This is a genomic window from Ruminococcoides intestinihominis (assembly GCF_040096285.1).
GTDB classification, from domain to species: domain Bacteria; phylum Bacillota; class Clostridia; order Oscillospirales; family Acutalibacteraceae; genus Ruminococcoides; species Ruminococcoides intestinihominis.
On sequence record NZ_JBBMEY010000025.1, the window covers coordinates 12,503 to 29,462 of the forward strand.

General features: G+C 35.2%; 18 protein-coding genes and 1 other annotated feature. Of the genes, 15 read left to right on the forward strand and 3 right to left on the reverse strand.

Annotation, left to right across the window (positions count from 1 at the left end; all coding sequences use genetic code 11):
- Positions 1-104 precede the first annotated feature (104 nt).
- Positions 105-557, reverse strand: a complete 453-nt coding sequence (locus WMO18_RS07230; protein ID WP_211147805.1) for an S-ribosylhomocysteine lyase — start codon at positions 555-557, stop codon at positions 105-107.
- A gap of 12 nt (positions 558-569) precedes the next feature.
- Positions 570-1,529, reverse strand: a complete 960-nt coding sequence (locus WMO18_RS07235) for a glycoside hydrolase family 25 protein (protein ID WP_367286501.1) — start codon at positions 1,527-1,529, stop codon at positions 570-572.
- A gap of 147 nt (positions 1,530-1,676) precedes the next feature.
- Between WMO18_RS07235 and WMO18_RS07240 the strand changes: the two genes are divergently transcribed.
- On the forward strand, positions 1,677-2,453 hold the full coding sequence (locus tag WMO18_RS07240) for a nitrilase-related carbon-nitrogen hydrolase (protein ID WP_211147803.1): 777 nt from the start codon (positions 1,677-1,679) through the stop codon (positions 2,451-2,453).
- A 43-nt stretch (positions 2,454-2,496) separates the two neighbouring features.
- On the opposite strand, the gene WMO18_RS07245 is transcribed toward WMO18_RS07240, so the two are convergent.
- Positions 2,497-2,913: a GNAT family N-acetyltransferase gene (locus WMO18_RS07245; protein ID WP_211147802.1), complete on the reverse strand. Its 417-nt coding sequence runs from the start codon at positions 2,911-2,913 to the stop codon at positions 2,497-2,499.
- Positions 2,914-3,216: 303 nt separating this feature from the next.
- Between WMO18_RS07245 and trmB the strand changes: the two genes are divergently transcribed.
- The 14 genes from trmB (at position 3,217) to WMO18_RS07315 (ending at position 16,826) form a co-directional block, all read left to right on the forward strand.
- On the forward strand, positions 3,217-3,867 hold the full coding sequence (gene trmB, locus WMO18_RS07250; RefSeq protein WP_211147801.1) for a tRNA (guanosine(46)-N7)-methyltransferase TrmB: 651 nt from the start codon (positions 3,217-3,219) through the stop codon (positions 3,865-3,867).
- Positions 3,868-3,879: 12 nt separating this feature from the next.
- The gene (locus tag WMO18_RS07255; RefSeq protein ID WP_367286502.1) at positions 3,880-5,283 is read left to right on the forward strand and encodes an FG-GAP repeat protein; all 1,404 of its coding nucleotides are present in this window, start codon (positions 3,880-3,882) and stop codon (positions 5,281-5,283) included.
- A gap of 36 nt (positions 5,284-5,319) precedes the next feature.
- Entirely contained in the window at positions 5,320-6,021 is a 702-nt protein-coding gene (locus tag WMO18_RS07260) for a response regulator transcription factor (protein ID WP_022504870.1), read from the forward strand.
- Positions 6,022-6,044: 23 nt separating this feature from the next.
- On the forward strand, positions 6,045-7,490 hold the full coding sequence (locus tag WMO18_RS07265; protein WP_248004688.1) for a sensor histidine kinase: 1,446 nt from the start codon (positions 6,045-6,047) through the stop codon (positions 7,488-7,490).
- Positions 7,490-8,458, forward strand: coding sequence for a DUF1385 domain-containing protein (locus WMO18_RS07270; protein WP_211147799.1), 969 nt, complete (start codon positions 7,490-7,492; stop codon positions 8,456-8,458). The genes WMO18_RS07265 and WMO18_RS07270 overlap by 1 nt, the downstream gene beginning before the upstream one ends.
- A complete protein-coding gene (prmC, locus tag WMO18_RS07275) occupies positions 8,455-9,282 on the forward strand; it encodes a peptide chain release factor N(5)-glutamine methyltransferase (protein WP_211147798.1) in 828 nt (275 codons plus the stop codon). The genes WMO18_RS07270 and prmC overlap by 4 nt, the downstream gene beginning before the upstream one ends.
- A 103-nt stretch (positions 9,283-9,385) precedes the next feature.
- Positions 9,386-10,525: a recombinase RecA gene (gene recA, locus WMO18_RS07280; protein WP_138156544.1), complete on the forward strand. Its 1,140-nt coding sequence runs from the start codon at positions 9,386-9,388 to the stop codon at positions 10,523-10,525.
- On the forward strand, positions 10,525-11,145 hold the full coding sequence (locus WMO18_RS07285) for a regulatory protein RecX (RefSeq protein WP_211147797.1): 621 nt from the start codon (positions 10,525-10,527) through the stop codon (positions 11,143-11,145). The genes recA and WMO18_RS07285 overlap by 1 nt, the downstream gene beginning before the upstream one ends.
- Positions 11,135-12,463 carry a 30S ribosomal protein S12 methylthiotransferase RimO gene (gene rimO, locus WMO18_RS07290; protein ID WP_211147796.1) on the forward strand — a complete coding sequence of 443 codons (1,329 nt, stop codon included), beginning with the start codon at positions 11,135-11,137 and terminating at the stop codon, positions 12,461-12,463. The genes WMO18_RS07285 and rimO overlap by 11 nt, the downstream gene beginning before the upstream one ends.
- A gap of 13 nt (positions 12,464-12,476) precedes the next feature.
- Complete coding sequence (gene pgsA, locus WMO18_RS07295) at positions 12,477-13,064, forward strand: CDP-diacylglycerol--glycerol-3-phosphate 3-phosphatidyltransferase (protein WP_211147795.1); 588 nt, start codon at positions 12,477-12,479, stop codon at positions 13,062-13,064.
- 26 nt (positions 13,065-13,090) lie between these two features.
- Positions 13,091-13,558 carry a hypothetical protein gene (locus tag WMO18_RS07300; protein WP_211147794.1) on the forward strand — a complete coding sequence of 156 codons (468 nt, stop codon included), beginning with the start codon at positions 13,091-13,093 and terminating at the stop codon, positions 13,556-13,558.
- A 64-nt stretch (positions 13,559-13,622) separates the two neighbouring features.
- Positions 13,623-13,852, forward strand: a binding site (T-box leader).
- Between the two features lie 82 nt (positions 13,853-13,934).
- Entirely contained in the window at positions 13,935-14,564 is a 630-nt protein-coding gene (gene epsC, locus WMO18_RS07305) for a serine O-acetyltransferase EpsC (RefSeq protein WP_022504861.1), read from the forward strand.
- Positions 14,561-15,967, forward strand: coding sequence for a cysteine--tRNA ligase (gene cysS / locus WMO18_RS07310; RefSeq protein WP_211147793.1), 1,407 nt, complete (start codon positions 14,561-14,563; stop codon positions 15,965-15,967). Before epsC ends, cysS begins: the two co-directional genes overlap by 4 nt.
- An 85-nt stretch (positions 15,968-16,052) precedes the next feature.
- Complete coding sequence (locus tag WMO18_RS07315; protein ID WP_211147792.1) at positions 16,053-16,826, forward strand: polysaccharide deacetylase family protein; 774 nt, start codon at positions 16,053-16,055, stop codon at positions 16,824-16,826.
- Positions 16,827-16,960: the final 134 nt, after the last annotated feature.

The window sequence follows — 16,960 nt, forward strand, 5'->3', positions numbered from 1 at the left end:
AATTTTGCAATAACTTTGATAGATGTTTGTAACTATATCAATACAACATAAGGAGTTGGGTATTTTTTTTGTTTAGTTTGCACCATAAAACTTGTCAAGTTTTGTTAATAGTATAAGTCCTCTGTAGTTAAGTCTTTTATTACATTGTAATATTCTACTAGGGAATTATGTGCTTTTTCAGCATCATGTGCAAGGTAGTTGCCACATTCAATTTTGTCTGTACCGGGAATTTTACCCTGATGATTCATACAATCCTTCATTACTTCTTTAATGTAGGCAAGTGCATCTTCATAGCTTGTATCTCTCATTAGTAGATAGAAACCTGTACAACAACCCATAGGTCCAAAGTAAATTACATTGTCCTTTAGTTTACCGTTTCTTGCATATGTTGCGAATAGATGCTCAATAGTGTGCATTGCGTTAATGTCAAGAAATGGTGGGGTGTTTGGCTTAATAAATCTTAGGTCGTATGTTGTAATATCACCGTCAATTCGTGAAATATATACTCCCGGTTCAAGTTTGTTGTGGTCAACAGAAAAAGATGTAATTCTTTCCATAATAATCTCCAATCAATATTTGTACATACAAACATTAAGGTCAACTGTACCCTCAATGCCGTCTATTGTGCCATCGGTAGAATATTGCCACATACCAAATTCATAGTAGTAATCAGGCAAATCTTCATATGATGCAAGCCATACTTCATAATTGTTAATTTTTGCAAGGTCATATTCGTAGTACAGTAAACTTCTGTTTGCATAAATAACAGGTATATAACCTGACTTTTCTATTTCGCTGCAATATGTCTTTGCACAATTTGTCAATGTTTCTCTGTCCAGTTCATCAGTTCTGGCATCTTCATTTTCGTAATGTTCCCAGTCGTATGCTACAGGGTACTGAATGTTGTAGTCCTTAATCAGCTTTAGTGTGTAGTCTGCTTCTTCCTTAGCCTCTTTATCTGTGATAGCCTGACTGTAGAAATAAACACCCACCTTGATACCTGCACTTGTAGCACCTTCAATATTCTGTTTAAACTTTTCATCAGTATATAAGATACCCTTAGTGCCGTAACCTCTGCCACCACAACGAATCATTGCAAAGTCAACACCGGCGTTCTTCACCTTAGTCCAATCAATATCACCTTGAGCATAGCTAACGTCAATGCCTACTGTTGAAATGTTTTTGCCATTGTGTTTATATTCTATAAATCCGTTTTTGTTGGTGTAAAAGTTATTATCATCATAAGGATTTCGTGACAAGCCGGGAATTGCATTTATGTATACAGGGTCTTGTCCTGCCTCTGTACGAATAGCAATTTTCTCATTAGTACCAACTGAGTCTGTAGAAACTTGGCTATGAGCTTTGCTGTTATCTTCTTCCTTAATAAATAATTTCCAAGTGACAAAGCCACCACCTAGGAACAGACAAATAGCCAGAACGATAGAAACAATAACAATTATTAAAGTTTTTTTTGACTTATTATTTTTCTTCTTTGTTTTTCTTTTCTTTTTAGTTTGTCCATGTTTCATAATATAACCATCCTTATTTAGAGAATATCACAAAAGTTTAATTGTGTAAATGGTAAATAGGTGAATATTCTTGGAAAAGTAAGAAATAAAATGTAGAATAATTGCATATACTAATATAATAGGTTATAATTTTCTTGAGGTGATAATATGAAAATTGCTCTCTTTCAAAGTGATATTGATTGGTGCAACAAGAAAGAAAATTATGTTGTAGCTAAGAAGAAAATCAGTGAGGCTTCTAAATTAGGTTGTGAAGTTATCTTCTTTCCTGAAATGAGTTTTACCGGTTTTACTATGAATATAGATGTCAGTAAAGAAAAAAATAATGAAACTATTGAATATATAAAGCCTCTTGCAAAAGAAAATAAAATTGCAGTTGGTTTTGGTTATGTAAAAGACTTAGGCAGTAAGTGTGAAAATCACTATGCAGTAGTTAACAGTAACGGTGAAGTTATCAGCGATTATGCTAAAATTCACCCATTTTCTGCCGGATATGAAAGTGAATATTTTGTTGGTGGCAGTGAGATTACAAAGTACAAAATCAACGGTATGAATTTTTCCACCTTTATTTGTTATGACCTTCGTTTTCCTGAAATTTTCCAAGCAGTTAGGGAGGACAGTGACATTATTGTTGTACCTGCTAATTGGCCTAGAAGTAGAAGTGAACACTTCAAAACCCTTTTGAAAGCCAGAGCAATTGAAACGGAATGTTATGTACTGGGGATAAATTGTGTTGGTGTACATGACGATACATATTATAGTGGTGACACAATGGCAATTAATCCTTTCGGTGAGGTTATTAAATGTGTCAGCAACATTCAAGATTTGTTAGTTGTAAATATCAACAATGATGTGGCTGAATATAGGGAAAAACTAAATACCAATAAAGATAGACGACCTGATTTATATAAGAAATTTCTGTATTAAAAATAGCACCATTACTCATTGAGTGGTGGTGCTTTGCTTATGTTTATAGATTTTTTGTCATAAATATGTGAGGGCAATATTCATCTAAATAGGGTTCACCTTGTTTTTCGTAACCTTGCTTTAGGTAAAATCCCGATACCCTTTCTTGTGCTGAAAGTGATAGGGAAGAACCACCCTTTTCTTTAACAATTTTCTCAGCAAAGTTAAGTAATTCTCTGCCTATACCCTTACCTCTGTAACTTTTAATAACTGCAATTCTGCCAAAGTGATAACCTTTTAATTCTTCATCATAAAAAATTCTGGCAGTTCCGATAGGCTTTTCCTTGTCATAACATACTAAATGAATTGCAGTATTATCAATATCATCAAATTCATTTTTAAAGCCTTGTTCATCAATGAAAACCTCTTGGCGAATATCCTTTGCTTCTTTTGGTAATTTATCGTAAGCCTTAATCTCCATTTCGTACCAATCCTTTAAAATCACTTTCTGTTATTATAACAGAAATTACGACAAAATAAAACTTTTTCTTTTCTATTATATAAGGGAAATCTGTCCAAGAAAGAAACCATATAAATAGTATATAAAACCTTTGCTATTTTTTTGTAAATATTAATTGCAAACACCAATATAATCTGTTATAATGATGTAATGGTAACTACATATTGTTACCTTATTGTCAAATAAACTGACAAAAGTTATATTATAGTAAAAACTTTATTAATATTTTGAAACACTATATTACAAAAGGAATATTTTATATTTATGAGAATAAGAAAGAAAAAGTGGGCAGCTCTTGAACTGGCAGAATGTCCTTTTTATACTAAAGAACCTGACCAATACAAAGGTAAATGGATGAGTTGGTTCAAGAAAGAACAGCCTATTCACCTTGAAGTTGGTTGTGGCAAAGGTACATTTGCCGGTACTATGGCAAAGAACCACCCTGATATTAACTATATTGCAGTTGATATTAAGGAAGATATGCTTGGCGTTGCAAGAAGAAATGTTGTAAAAATCTTTGGTGAACAGGAAGTAAATAACCTTGTGCTAGTACAGAAAAACTGTGAGCAAATCGGTGACACTTTCTCCTCAGAAGATAACATCGAAAGAATGTACATTAACTTCTGTAACCCTTGGCCTAGAGAAAAACATAAGAAAAGAAGACTAACTTTCCCTAGAAAGTTAGTTCAGTATAGAGAGTTTCTACCTGATAATGGTGAAATTCACTTTAAAACCGATGATGATGAACTTTTTGAAGAAAGCATTGAGTACTTTAAGGAATGTAACTTTGAAATTACAGAGATTACATATGACCTACATAATAGTGATACTGATGGTGGTCCTATGACTGAACATGAAAAAATGTTTTCTGATGAAGGTATAAAGATTAAGTATTTGACTGCTGTTAAAAAGTAAGGAAGAATATATATGAAGAGAAAGACTAAATTCTTTCTTCTGCTAGGGCTGATTGTCTCAGTTGCAATGTCAAGTGGTTGTAGTTTCCCCGGGTTTACCTCAATGGACAGTATGATGCATCCACCTAAAGCAACAGGCACTAAGGCTGAGATTCAAGAAGTAATCGAAGAAAATGCAGGGGAGGATTATGTTCTTGATTATCCTAAAAGTGGCAACAATCGCAGTGCAATTACTATGTATGACCTTGACGGTGATGAGATTGAGGAGGCAGTTGTTTTCTTAACTGTTAAACCGGACACTACCGATGCAACAACTCATATGTATGTGATTGATGAAGCTGAAGATGAAAAGTGGAAGATTGTGGGTGACTTTACAAACAAGAACAATGATATTGATTGTCTGGAATTTAGTGATTTAAACGGTGACGGTTTAACTGATATTATAGTTGGTTGGAATACATATACTGTAAATCAGAATAACCTTTACTGTTATATGAATGGCAAGAAAGAAATGAAAGAAATCAATACAGGAGAAACCTATACAAGCCTTGTAACAGGTAACTTTATTGATAACTCTAAAAGTGAGATTATGACAATGAACCTTACCACAACAGATACTCCTGCTAACGGTAAGCTTGTTACTATTGACAGCGATAACTCTGTTTCTTCAATGAGTGTTGATATGGATGCAGATGTTGGCAAATTTGTTTCTTGCAGTTTAGGTATGTTAAGTACAAAGGAAGTTGGAGTTTTTGTTGATGGTATAACTTCATCAAATGACTACAACACTCAGGTGCTTTTCTATAATCAAAAGACTAAAAGGCTGGAAAATCCTATTTACAAAAAGGCAAACAGAGGCAGACTTTCAACACAGAGAAGTACAACAACTACTTGTGAAGATATAGATAATGACGGTATTATGGAAATACCTATTGTTAAGAAATTACCTGTACTTGAAAATTTGAGAAACAGTAATGTTTCTTACGAAACTTCTTGGTGTAATTACGATAACAACGGTAATTCTGCGAAAACAAAAAGTACAGTAATTATTAATGATAAGTACGGTTATTCAATTAATATTCCTAATGAATGGATAAATAACTACACTGCTTACTTTAATAGTGACTCATCTGTACTCACTTTCCGTCAAGTAGTTACAGACAGAAAGACTAAAAAACAATCTTTAGGTAAAAATATGGTAACATATATTTCTACCTTAACTAATGATTGGACTAATGTTGGTTCAAAACAAGGATATACAAAGATAGATGATGTTGGTCAGTATTCTTACGGATACAAGATTGACAAGAACATCCCATATAAATTTACTAAAGAGAATGCTACAAATATTTTTGTACCTAAGGAAGATAGTGAGTCAATTGCTATTTCTCCAACAGAGGCATCTAACTTAAAGTAAAAGAATTTTTATATAAATTTTTCGGAGGTAAACACAATGAAAAAGATTTTAGTATGTGAAGACGAAGATGCAATTCGTGATTTTGTGGTTATTAACCTTACAAGAGCAGGTTATGAAGTAACAGAAGCTACTAACGGTGAAGAAGCACTTCAAAAGTATGATGAATTTAACGGTGACTTTGATGTTGCTATTCTTGATATTATGATGCCGGGTATTGACGGTTTACAGGTTTGTAAGGAACTTCGTAATATGAACAGTGGTATCGGTATTATTATGCTATCAGCCAGAACTCAAGAAATGGATAAGGTAACAGGTCTGATGCTTGGTGCTGATGACTATATTACAAAGCCATTTTCACCATCAGAACTAACTGCAAGAGTTGACTCACTTTACAGAAGGGTTGTAATGTCTGAAGCTAACAGTGAAAACAACTTTAAAGAAGAACTAAAGAGTGGTATCTTTACTCTTAACTTAAGAAACCGTTCATTAACAAAGAATGGTACTATTATTGAACTTACTCAGGTTGAATTCCAAATTATGGAATACTTCTTTAGTAAACCGGGTACTGCCCTAGACAGAACAGATATTCTAAATCATGTTTGGGGTGAACAGTATGTTGGTGAAGAAAAGATTGTTGATGTTAACATTCGTAGGTTAAGAATGAAAGTAGAGGATGAACCATCAAACCCTAAGTACATTGTTACTGTTTGGGGTCTTGGTTACAAGTGGGACGCTTAAAAATCATATAGGTAGGAGAAATTATGACAAGTGGTATTACAAAGAGATGGCTACTTAACATACTAAGTGTTGTTGCTCTTATTATTGTAGCTATTGTGCTGTGTCTTTCCTTTATGATTAGGGCTTACTACTACGATAGTGTTGAACAGTCTATTTCTGTTAGATGTAACGAACTAACCAAGGTTTTTGATGAAGTTGATTCTGATACAACAACAGATTTCCTTACGACTGCTCAACAGTATATTGAGGATTTTCCGGATAAAAATCAACTTGAACTTCAGTCACTTAATTCAGTAGGCAGAGTAACTCTTACTTCTACAGGTTTCTTACCTGACGAAAAGGAAGAAATGCCTGACTTTGATGAAGCGTTAAAAAGTCCAAACGGCTATGCAGTATGCAGAAGTACACTTACTTCCGGTGAAAAAGTTTTTGCCGGTACTAAGATTATTACAAGTCAAGACGGTACAGTGCTTGGTGCTATCAGATATGTTACTTCTTTAAGTGACATTAACTTTACTATTATTGCTTACATAGTAATTTTTTCACTGATAGGTGCAATAATTATTTTTGCCGTACTTATATCCGGTAGGTTCTTTGTTCGCTCTATTGTTGGTCCTATCAAGGAAATGTCCCAGACTGCAAGGAACATTGCGTCAGGTGACTTTGAAACAACAAAAATTACAAGTAAATATGATGATGAAATCGGTGACCTTGCTGAGTCTATAAACTATATGGCTCATGAACTTAAGCAAACCGAACAACTGAAGAATGACTTTATCAGTAGAGTCAGTCACGAACTGAGAACTCCACTTACTGCCATTAAGGGTTGGTCAGAAACAATGCTACTTACCGGTACAGATATTGACCAAGGTACTTTTAAGAAAGGCATGACCATTATCCTTAAGGAGTCCGGCAGACTTACAAGTATTGTTGAAGAACTGCTTGATATTAGCCGTATTCAAAGTGGCAGAATGAAACTAATGACTGAGAAAATCGACTTAGTTGCAGAACTTGATGAGGCAGTTTATATGCTAAAGGAACGGTCAATTCAAGAGAGAAAGCACCTTATGTTCGATTCTCCGATAGAACCATTCCCACCTGTTATGGGTGACAAGAACAGACTAAGACAAGTATTCTTGAATATTATAGACAATGCTCTAAAATATACACCTGAGGGTGGTAATGTTATAGTACAAATTCTTAATAAAGAAACTAATATTGAAGTGCTTATTTCCGATACCGGTTGTGGTATTGCACCGGAAGATTTGCCAAAGGTTAAGGATAAGTTCTATAAAGCTAATCAGAATGTTGGTGGCAGTGGTATTGGTCTTGCTGTTGCTGATGAAATTGTACAAATGCACGGTGGTACACTTGATATTGAAAGTGGTATCGGTGTGGGAACTACTGTGAAAATTTCTATTCCTGTTTATGACGAAAGTCAAAGTAAGGAAGATAAGGGAGAAAACTAATGTCTCGAGAAAAAACTAAGAAAATTACTTCAATCGGTGGTTCAGCCCTAATTGAAGGTATTATGATGCGTGGACCTAAGAAAACTACTGTTGCAGTTAGAATGGGTAAAGATGATATTTATACTGAGGATATTTCCTTTACAGGCTTAACTCAGAAACATAAGTTCTGTAGAATACCTCTGATTCGTGGTGTTTGTGGTCTTGTTGACTCAATGAGATTAAGCTATAAAAGTTTGATGATTTCTGCCGATAAGGCTATTGAAGCCGGTGAAATTGAGGAGGAAGAACCATCAAAGTTTGAAAAGTGGCTTGATGATAAATTTGGTGATAAGCTGGTAAAAATCTTAATGGTATTTGCATCAATTATCGGTGTTGCCTTTGCAGTTGCATTGTTCTTCTTTGTACCGTCATTTCTATATGACCTTGTTTGTAAGGTAACAGATGTTGGTGAAAGCAGACTGTTTAAGTCAGTTTTTGAAGGTGTGCTAAAGATTGTATTGTTCTTAGGTTACATTGTTATTTGTAGCCGTATGCAGGAAATGAAGAGAGTGTTTATGTACCATGGTGCAGAACATAAAACAATTTTCTGTTACGAAAATGATGAAGAATTAACTGTAGAAAATGTTAGAAAGCATAAGCGTTTCCACCCAAGATGTGGTACAAGTTTCCTTGTAATTATGCTTATTCTGGGTATCTTAATCGGTCTGTTTGTACCGGTTGCACCATTTGGTATTAACTGGCTTAGACCTGTTATTAAGATTTTACTTATTCCTATTACTTGTGGTATCGGTTATGAACTTATTAAGGTTTGTGGCAGATACGACAACACAATTACCCACATTATTTCAGCTCCCGGTATGTGGGCTCAGAGAATTACAACTAAAGAACCTGACGATAGTATGATTGAAGTTGCTATTGAGGCTATTAAAAATGTTATTCCTGATGACGGTAGTGATATTATCAAATGATTTTAGCTGAAATGAAAAATAAACTTTCTTCAGAACTTAACAGTGAAGAAAGTAAAAGTATTATTGAAATGGTTACAGGATTTGACTCAATGGGTCAAATCCTTAATTCAAAAAAAGAGGTTTCAAAGGAACAAGAAAAAGAAATTCTTGAAATCTTACATAAACGACAAAATGGCTATCCTTTACAGTATATACTTGGTAAGTGGTCCTTTATGGGCAATGATTACTTTGTAGGTGAGGGTGTGCTGATTCCAAGGGACGACACAGAAGTTGTGGTAAGTAGTGTCATCCCTTATTTGCGTAATATAGACAGTCCAAAGATTTTAGACTTATGTTCAGGCAGTGGAATAATTCCTATTACATTAAAGAAAATGTTTCCAAGTAGTGAAGTCCATGCTTTGGAATTGTCAGAAAAAGCAATTGCATATTTAGAGAAAAATATCAAATTCCATAATTGCAATATTATTTTGCATAAAGGTGATTTGAATTTACTTTACAAAGACTTTGAAGAAGGTTACTTTGACTTAATCATCAGTAACCCACCATATATTAAGCAAGAAGATATGTTAACCTTACAAGAAGAAGTAAAAAGTGAACCTACTATGGCACTTGAGGGTGGAGTAACAGGTCTTGACTTTTACAAGGCTATTGTGTCAAAATACAGCAGTAAGCTAAAAAAAGGTGGTATGCTGAGTTTTGAACTTGGTGAAAATCAGTTTGATGATGTAAAAGCTATGATGACAGAAAAAGGATTTGTAAATATAAAGGAATTTTTAGACTTAGGAAATATTCAGAGGGCTATAAATGGGACTTATCTTTTATAATAGAAAGTTTGTTCGATTTTTTAGTTGACTTTTTGTATAACCATAATTTATAATAAGTAAGAACTAAGTCCTATTTTTGGGACAATGAAAAGGATGTATTATTATGGCAGTAGATAAGAATAAAGCGTTACAGACAGCTCTTAGTCAGATAGAAAAACAATTTGGTAAAGGTGCAGTAATGCGTCTTGGACAGAACGAACATATGAGTGTAGGTCATGTTAGTACAGGTTCTTTGGGACTTGATATTGCTTTAGGTATCGGTGGCTTACCTCGTGGCAGAATTATTGAAATTTACGGACCTGAATCTTCCGGTAAAACAACACTGTCACTTCACTGTATTGCCGAAGGTCAGAAAGATGGTGGCAATGTTGCATTTATTGATGTTGAACATGCACTTGACCCTGTATATGCAGAGGCTCTCGGTGTTGATATTGATAACCTTCTTGTTGCTCAGCCTGATACAGGTGAAGATGCTTTGGAAATTGCAGAGGCTCTTATTCGTTCAGGTGCTATTGATGTACTTGTAGTTGACTCAGTTGCAGCACTTGTTCCAAAGGCTGAAATTGAGGGTGAAATGGGTGACTCTCATGTTGGTCTACAGGCAAGATTAATGTCACAAGCACTTAGAAAACTTGCCGGTGCTATTAATAAAAGTAACTGCGTTGCAATTTTCATCAATCAGCTTAGAGAAAAGGTCGGTGTTGTTTACGGCAATCCTGAAGTTACACCGGGTGGTAGAGCATTAAAGTTCTATTCTTCCGTAAGACTTGAAGTTAGAAAAGCTGAAGCTATTAAGGTTAACGGTGAAGTTATCGGTAACCGTACTAAGGTTAAGGTTGTAAAGAACAAGATTGCACCACCATTTAAAGAGGCTTACTTCGACATTATGTACGGTAAGGGTATCTCCAGAATCGGTGAACTTATCGACCTTGCAGTTGATACAGATGTTATCAACAAGGCAGGTGCTTGGTTTAGCTATGGTGAAACAAGACTTGGTCAAGGTAGAGATAAGGTTAAGATGCTACTTGAAGAAAATGAAGAATTGGCTAAGGAAATTGAAGAAAAGGTACTTGCCAATATTGATCACCTAAGAGAAACTAAGAAAATGAAAAAGGGAGCTAAAGTACCTGAAATTACACCAAATATTCCTTCACCGGCTGAAAAGAAAACAGCTAAGAAAGAACCTGCAAAGAAAGCACCGGCTAAAGCTGATGCAAAGCTTGATATTTTGGTTGAAGACTAATGGTTGTTACTGCCGTTGAGCCTAGGAGAAAGTCATTTTCTGCACTGTATATTGACGGTGAATTTGCAATGAAGCTTGATACAGAAACTTTACTTGCAAATCATATTCGTGCAGGTGTAGAAATAGATGATGAAGACTTGCATAACCTTGTAATAGAAAGCAACAACAAGAGGGCTAAAGAAAAGGCACTTTGGCTAATATCCTATCGTGACCATAGCGAAAAGGAACTTGTTGACAAGATTAAGAGAGATTATAGCGAAGAATCGGCACTTGCTGCCGTAGCAAAGCTAAAGGACTTAGGTCTTGTAAATGACGAAAACTATGCAAGAAGATATTACAAGGAACTAACCCTTGGCAGTAAGCACATTTCACCAAGAGGTGCAAAGTATAAGTTAATGGAAAAGGGCATTGACCGTAATCTTATTGACATTATAATGGAAGAAACCGAAGTTGACCAAAGGGAACAGATAAGAATTATTATTGAGAAAAAATATAAGAATTTCACCACAGATGAAAAGTACAAGAGGAGAGCAATCTCAGGACTACAGAGAAAGGGCTTTTCTTGGGATGACATTAAGTCTGTTATGAGTGAATATGAAGGGGAAAATTATGGCTACTAAAGTTAGTATTGTTTCGCTTGGCTGTGCAAAGAACCAAGTAGATGCTGAAATGCTTTTCTATAAGATTAGAGAAGCCGGTTATGAAATCTCGGAAGATCCCGGTGTTTGTGATGTGGCAATCGTAAATACTTGTGGTTTCATTGAGTCAGCAAAGCAAGAAAGTATTGATGAAATTCTTGAACTTTCTACTCTTAAGAGAGAAGGTCAGATTAAGAAGATTATTGTTACAGGTTGTCTTGCCGAAAGATATAACAACGATATGATGAAAGAAATGTGCGAGATTGACGCAGTAGTTGGTATCGGTGCAAATAATGATATTGTTGCTATTCTTGATAAGGTTATGGATGATGAGAAAGTTCAGGCTCATCCTGATAAGCTACTTATGCCACTAGAAGGCAAAAGACTACAGTCAACACCTCAGCATACTGCATATATTAAGATTTCCGAAGGTTGTGACAACCGTTGTACTTACTGTGCAATTCCACTTATTCGTGGTGGTCACAGAAGCCGTAAGATGGAAAATATTATTGAAGAAGCAAAAGGTCTTGCAAGTAAAGGTGTTAAGGAACTTAATGTTATTGCTCAAGATACCACAAGATATGGTATGGACCTTTATGGCGAATACAAGTTGGCAGAACTTTTAAAAGAACTTTGCAAAATAGATGGACTAAAGTGGATAAGAGTGCTATACTGTTATCCGGATAAGATTACAGATGAACTTATTGATGTTATCAAGAATGAGGACAAAATCTGTAAATATATCGACTTACCACTTCAACATTGTAACAAAGATGTTCTTCGCAGAATGAACCGTTCAGGTGATAAGGATGAATTACTTGCTTTACTAAGAAAGTTAAGAAAAGAAATTCCTAACCTTGTTATCCGTACAACATTTATTGCAGGTTTCCCAGGTGAAACTGAAGAAGAATTTACTGAACTTTGCGAATTTATTAAGGAAGCAAAGTTTGAGAGAATGGGTTGTTTCCCATATAGTATTGAAGAAGGTACTCCGGCAGCTACTTTCCCTGACCAAATTGATGAAGATGTAAAGAACCATAGAGCTGAGATTCTTATGGATCAGCAAAGCTACATAATGGATGAATTCTTACAGAATCAGATTGGTAAAGAAATGGAAGTTGTATGCGAGGGCTATGACAGATATGCCGAATGTTACTTTGGCAGAAGTTATCAGGATGCACCTGATGTTGATACAGTAACTTTCTTTACAGCAGGTGAAGATAAACCGACTGTTGGAGAATTTTATAAAATTAAAATCACCGACTTTATTGACAGTTCACTTGTTGGTGAAATTATTTAATAGGATTGATTAGATGAACCTACCAAACAAATTGACATTACTAAGAATTATCTTAGTACCATTTTTCATTATTGCAATGCTGGTTAACTTTCCTTTCCACTACTTAGTGGCAGGTTGTATATTTGGTGTTGCATCTGTTACAGATACACTTGACGGTAAAATTGCAAGAAGCAGAAACCTTGTAACTGACTTCGGAAAATTTGCAGACCCATTAGCAGACAAAATTCTTGTTCTGACTGCTTTAGTTTGTTTTTTGCAAGTTGGGTTACTTGGTTCTTTCGGTGCAATACCGGTTATCATAGTGTTGTTTAGAGAATTTGCCGTTTCCGGTATAAGGCTGGTTGCTGCTTCAAGTGGCAAGGTTGTTGCTGCTAATATTTGGGGCAAAATCAAAACAGTTTCTCAGATGGTAGGTATCTCAGTTATATTTGCTATGCAAGTTGTACTTGAAGTGCTTAATGCAATGAAAGTTTCTACAGGATTTATTACTGAAGTTTTCTATTACATAGGCAATGGCCTGATTTGGATATCTACAGTATTCACTTTGATTAGTGGCATTATTTATCTAAAGGATAATATCAGTTTCCTAAAAGATAACTAAAACTAAAATGAAAAGAGATTTGGAAAATGAAAGTTAAAAGAATTTTATCATTTTTATTAGTAGTTGTTATTGCTGTTTCTTTAGTTGGTTGTACAAGTAATGAATATTGCAGTAGTCCATCAGAGGCTTATGAAAATAACAAAACACAAAATAGTGCAATTTATATTAAAAGAGGCATTACCAAAGCACAGGTAAGCGATGATGTAATTATTTGGATTGCCCATAATAATAAGACAGATATTGTACTTGCACCTATGATGGTTAAGGATAATAAATATTATTTTGCCGGTAAAGAGTCCGACTATTACATTCCGGATATTTCAAGAAAATGTGTAAAAAGTTCTATGTGGAACAGTTATAAACTTGATAACGGTGCTAAGCTGAAAGTTCACTTGATTAGAGCCAAAACAAGAAAGATAAAAGAGGCTGACGGTCATAAAGTTTTTGCTATTAAGGATAGACACTATATGGTTGTTTGGACTTACGAAAAATAATTTTTAAGCAAGAGTTTTTACTCTTGCTTTTTTCTTTATCTAAGTATATAATAGTGGTGATATTAAAAAGGCTTTGATTGGGAGAAGTATTCATTTTGATTTTGTCAGAGAGTAAACGCCATTGGCTGAAAGCGTTTTCAAAGGATTTTTGAAGAAATGCACCCATGAGCTGACAAAGGGAAAGTAGTATCTTTGTCCGTATTTCTGCGTTAAGGATTTGAGGGTTGCTTTGATTTTTGTTTATAAATCGGAAAGACCAAACTCAGGTGGAACCACGATATATTCGTCCTGTACTTTTGTACAGGGCTTTTTTATTACAAAAATTTTTTACAGCATAATATATAATATAAAGTCTCATAGGAGTTGAAAAATAAGAATGTTCGAAACTATGAAATCTGACCTTGATGCCGTAATGGAGAGAGATCCGGCTGCCAGAAACAGACTGGAAGTTTTCTTCCTTTACTCAGGATACAAGGCAGTAAGAAGTCACAGAAGAGCCAACTGGTTCTTTAGACATAATATGAAATTTATCGCTAGATTTATCAGTCAGCGTTCAAGACACAAAACAGGTATTGAAATTCATCCCGGAGCTACTATCGGCAAAGGTCTTTTCATCGACCATGGTATGGGTGTTGTTATTGGTGAAACAACGGAAATCGGTGAGAACTGTACTCTTTATCAGGGTGTAACCCTTGGTGGTACAGGTAAAGATACAGGCAAAAGACATCCAACTTTAGGCAACAATGTTCTTGTTGGTTGTGGTGCTAGGGTGCTAGGACCTTTTAAGGTTGGTGACAATGCAAGAATTGCTGCCGGAGCAGTAGTTCTTAATGAAATCCCACCTGACTCAACTGCAGTCGGTGTACCTGCTCAAGTAGTAAAAATGCATGGTGAAAGAATTGATATTCTTGACCAAATTCATTACACCAATCCGGTAACACAACAAATTCAAAGACTTAATAACGAAATTGAAGAACTTAAAAAGCGTTTGGAGGATAAAAAATGATTTTATATAACACATTAGGTAACAAGAAGATGGAGTTTGTTCCACATACAGAGGGCAAGGTTGGAATGTATACTTGTGGTCCTACAGTTTACCACTATGCACATATCGGTAACTTGCGTACCTACATTATGGAAGATGTACTTGAAAAATATCTTCGTTACATTGGCTATGATGTAAAGAGAGTTATGAACATTACCGATGTAGGTCATTTATCAAGTGATGCCGATACAGGTGAGGACAAAATGCTTGCCGGTGCTAAGAGAGAACACAAGACAGTTCTTGAAATTGCAAAATTCTATACAGATGCTTTCTTTGATGATTGCAAGAAACTTAATATCAAAAGACCTGATGTGGTTGAACCTGCAACACATTGTATTCCTGAATTTATTAAGATGGTAGATACCCTTCTTAAGAAGGGTTATGCTTATGAAGCAGGTGGCAATGTTTACTTTGACACATCAAAACTAGATGAATACTATGTATTCGGTAATCAGAACCAAGATGACCTGGCAGTTGGTGTTCGTGATGATGTTGATGAAGATGAAAATAAAAGAAACAAAACTGACTTTGTACTATGGTTTACAAAGAGTAAGTTTGATGACCAAGAACTAAAGTGGGAAAGCCCTTGGGGTTACGGTTATCCCGGTTGGCATATTGAATGTTCTGCAATTTCAATTAAGCACCTAGGTGAATACCTAGATATTCATTGTGGTGGTGTTGATAATGCATTCCCTCACCATACAAACGAAATTGCTCAAAGTGAAGCATATATCGGTCACAAGTGGTGTCCTTATTGGTTTCATGTAACTCATCTACTGGATGCAAGAGGTAAAATGAGTAAGAGCAAGGGTGGTTTCTTAACTGTATCTTTACTTGAAGAAAAAGGCTACAACCCTGTTGTATATAGAATGTTCTGCTTACAGTCACACTACCGTAAGCCACTAACATTTAGCTATGATAACCTTGACAATACTGCTAAGGCATACAACAAGTTGGTTAAGAAAATTTCTAACCTTAACCCTACCGGTGAACCTAATATGGAAGAGGCTCAGCCATTTATTGATAAGTTTAAGGAAAATATGGATAACGACCTAAACACATCTCTAGGTATTACAAGCATTTATGATGTACTAAAGGCTAACATTAGTGATGCAACAAAGATTTATCTTCTAAATGACTTTGACAAGGTTCTAAGCCTTGACCTTGTAAAGACTGCTAACAAGCTAAAGGAAGAAAAGAATTCTTCTGTTGATACTGCAAAGGTTGAAGAACTTATCAGAAAAAGAACAGAAGCAAGAGCTAACAAAGATTGGGCAACTGCTGATGCTATTCGTGATGAACTTAACGCAATGAATGTTGTAATCAAGGATACACCTGAAGGTATTACTTGGTCAGTAAAATAATTAAATTATAGAATATTTCAAAACCCTCCACATAAATATATTGTGGAGGGTTTCCTCTATTATGGGTACATATTTGGAGGTCAGTATGCGTTTATTTATTCTTGACAAAAAGGGCTTGGCTATTGTTCTTTGTTGTCTTATGGTGACAATAATAGCAATAGGAATTTTGACAAATACAGGAATGAAAGCAGTACAAACTGCAACTGAGCAAAAGGAACTTCCCATTTATTCTGTTGAAACAGATAAAAAGCAAGTTGCAATTTCTTTTGATGCTGCATGGGGTGATGAACAAACCCATAAGCTACTTGATATTCTGAAAAAGTATAAGGTAAAGTCTACATTTTTCTTAGTAGGAGATTGGGTAGATAAATATCCTGATGATGTAAAGGATATTCATAAGGCAGGTCACGACATAGGCAACCACAGTGACACCCATCCACATTTAACTCAAATGAGTGTTGATGAACAGAAAAAGCAAATTGAAGATTGTAATAACAAGGTAAAAGAACTGACAGGTGAAAGGCCTAAACTTTTCAGACCACCTTATGGTGACTACAACACAACTGTTGTGCAAAGTGTAAAAAGCCTTAATATGTATTGTGTTCAATGGGATATTGATTCCCTAGATTGGAAAGACCCTACACCGGCAGAAATGGTGGATAGAATTGTGCCAAAACTACAAAACGGCAGTATTATCCTTATGCATAACGGTGCTAAGAATACACCTGAGGCTTTACCTATGATTATAGAGGCAGTCAGAGATAGTGGTTATGAGTTTGTGCCTCTTTCTAAACTTGTTTGTGATAATTGTAAAGTGGATTATAAAACCGATGTTACCGGCCGAACCCTTAAAGAGTAGTTTTTTAATTCTATTTGTGGGTTAAGGTGAAAATAAAATTTACTATACTAATTAAGGTTTGTGGTGCTAGAACTTGCCTTGTTATGTGGTAGATATTTAGAATTAGTAGAAACCATCCAGCCTTCCTTGTGTAA